The organism is Synechococcus sp. R5-12 (assembly GCF_047502655.1).
Classification (GTDB): domain Bacteria; phylum Cyanobacteriota; class Cyanobacteriia; order Thermostichales; family Thermostichaceae; genus Thermostichus.
In genome coordinates, this window is record NZ_JANSIM010000014.1 from 1 (window position 1) to 5,777 (window position 5,777).

The 5,777-nt window shown below is 61.5% G+C and carries 6 protein-coding genes; 3 read left to right on the top strand and 3 right to left on the bottom strand.

Annotated elements, in window-relative coordinates:
• Positions 1 to 119 precede the first annotated feature (119 nt).
• Complete coding sequence (locus tag NW843_RS01035; protein ID WP_414521852.1) at positions 120 to 1,064, bottom strand: PLP-dependent cysteine synthase family protein; 945 nt, start codon at positions 1,062 to 1,064, stop codon at positions 120 to 122.
• 168 nt (positions 1,065 to 1,232) lie between these two features.
• Between NW843_RS01035 and NW843_RS01040 the strand changes: the two genes are divergently transcribed.
• From NW843_RS01040 to NW843_RS01050, 3 genes are read left to right on the top strand one after another with little or no spacing between them, the layout of a single operon-like run.
• Positions 1,233 to 2,381 carry a cob(I)yrinic acid a,c-diamide adenosyltransferase gene (locus NW843_RS01040; RefSeq protein WP_414521853.1) on the top strand — a complete coding sequence of 383 codons (1,149 nt, stop codon included), beginning with the start codon at positions 1,233 to 1,235 and terminating at the stop codon, positions 2,379 to 2,381.
• A complete protein-coding gene (locus tag NW843_RS01045; RefSeq protein ID WP_414413352.1) occupies positions 2,381 to 3,130 on the top strand; it encodes a lysophospholipid acyltransferase family protein in 750 nt (249 codons plus the stop codon). The genes NW843_RS01040 and NW843_RS01045 overlap by 1 nt, the downstream gene beginning before the upstream one ends.
• The gene (locus NW843_RS01050) at positions 3,127 to 3,942 is read left to right on the top strand and encodes an alpha/beta fold hydrolase (protein ID WP_414424520.1); all 816 of its coding nucleotides are present in this window, start codon (positions 3,127 to 3,129) and stop codon (positions 3,940 to 3,942) included. Before NW843_RS01045 ends, NW843_RS01050 begins: the two co-directional genes overlap by 4 nt.
• On the opposite strand, the gene NW843_RS01055 is transcribed toward NW843_RS01050, so the two are convergent.
• Together NW843_RS01055 and NW843_RS01060 are read right to left on the bottom strand one after the other, a co-directional pair.
• Positions 3,920 to 4,645, bottom strand: a complete 726-nt coding sequence (locus tag NW843_RS01055; protein WP_011433888.1) for an HAD-IA family hydrolase — start codon at positions 4,643 to 4,645, stop codon at positions 3,920 to 3,922. The two genes, NW843_RS01050 and NW843_RS01055, sit on opposite strands and share 23 nt — an antisense overlap.
• A complete protein-coding gene (locus NW843_RS01060) occupies positions 4,642 to 5,625 on the bottom strand; it encodes a PhoH family protein (protein ID WP_414330856.1) in 984 nt (327 codons plus the stop codon). The genes NW843_RS01055 and NW843_RS01060 overlap by 4 nt, the downstream gene beginning before the upstream one ends.
• Positions 5,626 to 5,777 lie beyond the last annotated feature (152 nt).

Genomic DNA, 5,777 nt, shown 5'->3' on the forward strand with positions numbered 1-5,777 from the left:
CATGCTGACGCAAAGCGCTCCGCGCCGCCAAAGCGAGAGAGTGCGGGCTTCAAGGACTCCGTCCCGCTGACGGGAAGGGTAGCCCGCGCCCTGTCCGCAGGACGAGCGCCGGGAGGATGTCACTCCTCTGTCCAGAAACGCTCGGAAAGATATTTGTCAGCCCCGTCGCAAAAGATGGTCACCACCACTCCAGAGGAGAGCTGACGGGCCACCTCTAGGGCTGCCACCACATTGGCGCCGGCAGAGATGCCCACCAGCAGGCCTTCTTCCAACGCCAAGCGCTTGACCATTTTCTGGGCTGCTTCTGTGGAGATCTCAATGTGCTGGTCAGGCAGGGTGGGATCGTAAATCTCGGGTTTTAGAGCTGTGGCCATGTGCTTGAGCCCTTCCAGGCCATGGAAGGGAGAGTCGGGCTGCATGGCAATGATTTGGATATCCGGGCGATACTCTCGCAGGCGCCGCCCCACCCCCATACAGGTGCCGCTGGTGCCTAGCCCGGTAACAAAATGGGTGACCTGCCCCTGGGTTTGCTCCCAAATCTCCACCCCAGTGGTTTCGTAGTGGGCTTGCCAGTTGGCGGGGTTGCTGTACTGGTCAGGGTAGAAATAAAGCTCGGGGTTTTCCGCATAGAGGGCGCGGGCTTTCTCGATGGCCCCATCGGATCCCAGAGCGGGATCCGTCAGAACCAAGTCCACGCCATAGGCAGCCAGGATCTTCTTGCGCTCCAGGCTGGCGTTGGCGGGAAGAGCCAGCTTGACCTTGTAGCCCAAGGCGGCCCCGATCCAGGCATAGGCGATGCCGGTGTTACCGCTGGTGGCATCGAGGATGATCTTGCCGGGGGTAAGCTTGCCCTGGCGTTCGCCAGCGCGAATCATGTTGAGGGCCGGGCGATCCTTGACTGAACCCCCAGGGTTGTACCACTCTGCCTTGCCGTATACCCGTACCGATTCCGGCAAATCGGCAGCAACCCGCCGCAGACGGATCAGCGGCGTCCCCCCCACCAGCTCAATAGGGCTATCCACAGCAGGGAGTAACGGGCGAGAAGAAAATGCAGTCGGATACAAGGGGGATCCCTCGCTAGACAGGCATCGGCTGGACAACCATTGCTCATCTTACCCCGGTCTTTCCGGCCTCTTGGGAGCTTTTTAGTTTCCCCCTCCTGCCCAAGTTCTGGCTAGGCTCCAAGTAGGCTCTAAGATGGGGGTAGAAAAGTGGGATTTTCCCACAGCAGGATGACGCGGAGGGGCATGGCAGAAATTGGGATTGTGACTGCCCAGCAGTTTGATCGGCGACGGGGCCAGATCCATGTCTACGACGGCGAGGGCAAAGGCAAGTCCCAGGCGGCCCTAGGGGTTGTGCTGCGTTCCATTGGCTTGGGGATCGAAAAGGCGGCCCCCAGCCGGGTGTTGCTGGTGCGGTTTCTCAAGGGGCCAGGCCGAACCTATGCCGAGGATGCAGCCATTGCGGCTCTGCAGCGAGGTTTCCCCCATCTCATCGATCAATTGCGCACCGGGCGGGGAGAGTTTTTCGGCCCAGACGAGATCACCAAGTTTGACCGTCAGGAGGCCCGCCGTGGCTGGGACGTGGCCAAAGGGGCTTTGGCGTCGGGGTTTTACTCGGTGGTGGTGCTGGATGAGCTCAACCCGGTGCTGGATCTGGGCCTGTTGCCTGTGGAGGAGGTGGTCAGTACCCTCAAGCAAAAGCCGGAGGCCATGGAGGTGATCATCACCGGGCGCGGCGCTCCCAAGGAAATTATCGACCTGGCGGATTTGCACTCGGAAATGCGCAGTGTCCGGCGGGCGACGGATCCCCAAAACGGCCAACCCCCTTGCAGCGGCATCGAGATCTACATCGGCAACGGCAAGGGAAAATCTACCAGCGCTCTGGGGCGGGCTCTGCAGGCGATTGGACGCGGCATCAGTAAGGATCTCTCCCATCGTGTACTGATCATGCAATGGCTGAAGGGGGGAACGGGCTACACCGAGGATGCAGCCATTCGGGCCCTGCGGGAAAGCTACCCCGATTTGGTGGATCACCAGCGTTGCGGTCGGGACGCCATTGTCTGGCGGGGCAAACAACAGGAAATCGACTATGTAGAAGCGGAGCGGGGCTGGGAGTTGGCACGGGCGGCCATCGCTTCTGGCCTGTACAAAACCATCATCTTGGATGAGTTGAACCCGACGGTGGATCTGGAGCTGCTGGACGTGGAGCCGATTGTCCAGGCTTTGCTGCGCAAGCCGCGGGACACGGAGATCATCATCACGGGGCGCTGCCATGCCCCCTTACCTTACTTTGAGCTGGCCTCTGTCCACTCGGAAATGGTGAGCCACAAGCACTATGCCGAGCAGGGGGCCGATCTGCGGCGCGGGGTGGACTATTGATGGGATCCTTCGCAGCGTTCTCAGCCAATTCTGCTCTCTCTTGGCCTCCAGACCCCAGGACTCTGGCCCAGTTGTTGCTCACCCTTTTCCAGACGGAAGTGTGGGTGGAGGGCAAGGAGCACGTTCCCGCCGGCCCGCTGGTGGTGGTGAGCAATCACCGCAGTTTTCTGGATGCGCCGGTGCTGATCGCGGGGTTGGACCGACCGATTCGCTTTGCCTGCCATTACTACCTGGCTCAGGTGCCGCTGCTGCGGGAAATCGCCCTGGCTTTGGACTGCATTCCCCTCAAGCAGGGATCCCGGCAGCAAATCCATTTTTTTCGCCAGGCGCAGGCCAGTTTGGCAGCGGGGGTGGGTGTGGGGATCTTCCCAGAAGGGGCGGAGCAGATCACCCGTGAGACCTCGCCTGGGGAGGTGGGGCGGTTTCAGCCAGGTTTTGCCCACCTGGCGCTGGCGGCAGCGGTGGATCCCTTGCCGATTCTGCCGGTGGCGGTGTGGGCGCAGGAAGAATGGCGGGGAGTAGATATTCCTATGGCTTTTTTCCGCTGGTTTGACCCCACTGAACCCCGATTTCAACAGGAAGGGGGACATCCGGTGGTGTTGTATCGGCGGGTGGTGCTCAGGGTGGGATCCCCCCTTTGGGTGGGCAGGAAGCAGCGCCAGGGATCCCGACGCGAGCGAATGCAGGTCATTCAAGAGCTAACTGCAGCGGCCCGAGAACAGGTGCGATTGGGATTGGCAGAGAGATGAGAAAGTTGAGTGGCGAGCCGGTAGCATCTGCCTCTAGCTTGGTCAGCCCGGCAACGGGAGCGGTCGGTCAGGAGCGGCCCCTGCTGCTGTATTTGCCCGGTATGGATGGCACAGGTACGTTGTTTTACCGGCAGGCGCAGGCTCTGCAGCGGGAGTTTCGCATTCGCCCCCTGAGTTTGAACCACCCGGAAGCGGGGGATAGCTGGGAAACCCTGGCCGATTGGGTGGGATCCCGGCTAGAAGCGGGGGCGTACTTGTGTGGAGAATCCTTTGGGGCCTGCCTGGCCTTGCTGGTGGCCGCCCAATGGCCGGAACGGTGCCGCGGCCTCATTTTGGTCAATCCGGCCTCGTCGCTGCGACGTAGGCCCTGGTGGTGGGCAGGGCATGTTCTCCTGCCTTTTTTGCCACCGGGGCTCTATCACCAGTTGTCGGAGCGGGGGTTGGGGGTTTTGGCGGAGCTCAGCCAAATGGAGCCGCCGGATCGGGAGCGGCTGCGCCAGGCGGTTCACAGTGTTGAACCCACAGTGGCTGCTCGGCGCTTGGCTTTGCTGGGATCCTTTGTTGTGGAGAAGCTGCCCCTGGAGTCGATGACCCTGCCAACTTTGCTGGTGGCGGGGGGGCGGGATCGCCTGTTGCCCTCGGTGCAGGAGGTGGGCTGGCTGGCGGAACGGCTGCCCCAGGCGCAGGTAGAAATCTCGCCCCAGAGCGGCCACGCTTGCCTGCTGGAGCGGCGGATGAACCTGCGGCGTTACCTGCTCAAGCCGGATGGCCTTTTTGCCCCTCTGCTGCTCAATTCTGCTTCGGCCCATTGAGCATGGACAGGGATCCCCACAGATCTTCTATCCGCTCTGGGCAGGAGCTATCCTTCCCCTCTCGATCCAGCCAAAGGGCTCGCAAGCCTGCTGCTTTTGCCCCCTGATAATCGTCGCGGCGGCTGTCGCCAATGTGGCCGGCGGCTGCGGGGGGGATCCCGTGGGCTGCCAGGGCAGCTTGGAAGATGCGAGGATCGGGCTTGGCATAGCCCACTTGGGTGGAGAGGGTGAGGGTGGAAAAGTAGGGATCCAACTGCAACTGCTGCAGCACCCTGGGCAAGCGGCTGTCGAAGTTGGAGATCACCCCCAACCGGATCCCTTCCTGCTGCAGGGCCCGCAAAGCCGGCAGCGTCTCGGGATACAGCTCCCAGGGATCCGCCCCGGCAAAGTGCTCAAACAATTGGGCGAAAAAGTCTTCAAACCGGTGCTCTCCGAAGGCAGCCAGGGATCCCACCCGGGCAAAAGTCTCCCGCACCACCTGGCGCCACCAGGTCCGCTCCCACTCCCGCAAAGGGGATCCCGTCAATCCTGGGCAGGCCGGGGCTGGAGCCTGGGCAAAAACTTGGCCAAAAGCGCGATCCAAGGCCTGGGGATCCACCCTTACCCCATACTCCGCTGCCACCTGGCTGTAAACCTGGCCCACGCTGCCCCGCACCCGAAACAAAGTGCCCACAGCGTCGAAAAAGAGCACCCTCAGCTTCACGACTGCCCCTCGTAGCGGGCGTAGGCATCGACAATCCGCTGCACCAGAGGGTGGCGCACCACATCCCGCTGGTCGAAGTAGCAAAAGGCAACCCCCTCTACCCCTGTCAGAATACGCTCTGCCGCTGCCAGGCCGGACATGCGATGTTTGCCCAGATCCGTTTGGGTGAGATCCCCGGTAACCACCATACGCGACCGGAATCCCAGCCGCGTGAGGGCCATCTTCATCTGCTCGGGGGTGGTGTTCTGGGCTTCGTCCAAAATGATGAAGGCATTGCTCAAAGTACGGCCTCGCATATAGGCCAGCGGCGCCACCTCGATCACCCCCTGCTCCATCAACTGCGGCAGCTTGGCCGGGTCGATAAACTCGAACAGGGCATCGTAAAGGGGCCGCAGATAGGGATCCACCTTTTCCACCAGATCCCCCGGCAAAAACCCCAGTTTTTCTCCCGCCTCCACAGCCGGGCGAGTCAAGATCAAACGCTCGTACTCCCGGTTTTGTAGGGCAGCAATGGCCACAACGGCAGCCAGATAGGTTTTGCCGGTACCCGCCGGCCCAATGCCAAAGCAGAGGTCATGGGTGCGAATGGCTCGCACGTACTCCTGTTGGCGGGGCGTTTTCGGTCGGATAAGCTCCCCTTTGCGGGTGCGGGCCAAAATCCCTGCTTGTGCTTGCTGGTAGGCGGCAGCCTCTTGTCCGGAGAGGGCGCGAAAAGCTTGCTCTGCATCGATCACAGTGACGGGGTGCCCAGTTTGCCAAAGCGGCCTCAGCAATTCTAGCCATTGCCGCACCTGCTGCCGCTGTTGGGGAGTGCCTTTCAGGTACAGGTCTTGTCCGCGCAGCGTTACAGAAGCACCGCTGGAGCGACTGATCCACCTCAGGTTGGCCTCCTGAGTGCCCGCCAAAGACATGGCCTGTTGAGGATTGGACAGAGAGATGACTTCGAAATCAGAAGAGAGGGAAGTAGGGTTGTCGTGCATGCCGTGGGCGCCGGGCACCCTGGAAGACCTGTAGGGGTGATCTTACCAAAAACGCTTGTCAGGGCGCTCTGGGCTGTGGAAAGCCGCTGCAGAGCCCAGGGGTCAAGCGCAAGAGCATGACTCTAGTCAATAATAAGCTCAACTATACTGAA

Bases quoted from the DNA above. Each gene is read 5' to 3' on its own strand.
- NW843_RS01040 (WP_414521853.1), top strand. From the start codon at position 1,233: ATGACGCGGAGGGGCATGGCAGAAATTGGGATTGTGACTGCCCAGCAG.
- NW843_RS01045 (WP_414413352.1), top strand. From the start codon at position 2,381: ATGGGATCCTTCGCAGCGTTCTCAGCCAATTCTGCTCTCTCTTGGCCT.
- NW843_RS01050 (WP_414424520.1), top strand. From the start codon at position 3,127: ATGAGAAAGTTGAGTGGCGAGCCGGTAGCATCTGCCTCTAGCTTGGTC.
- NW843_RS01060 (WP_414330856.1), bottom strand. From the start codon at position 5,625: ATGCACGACAACCCTACTTCCCTCTCTTCTGATTTCGAAGTCATCTCT.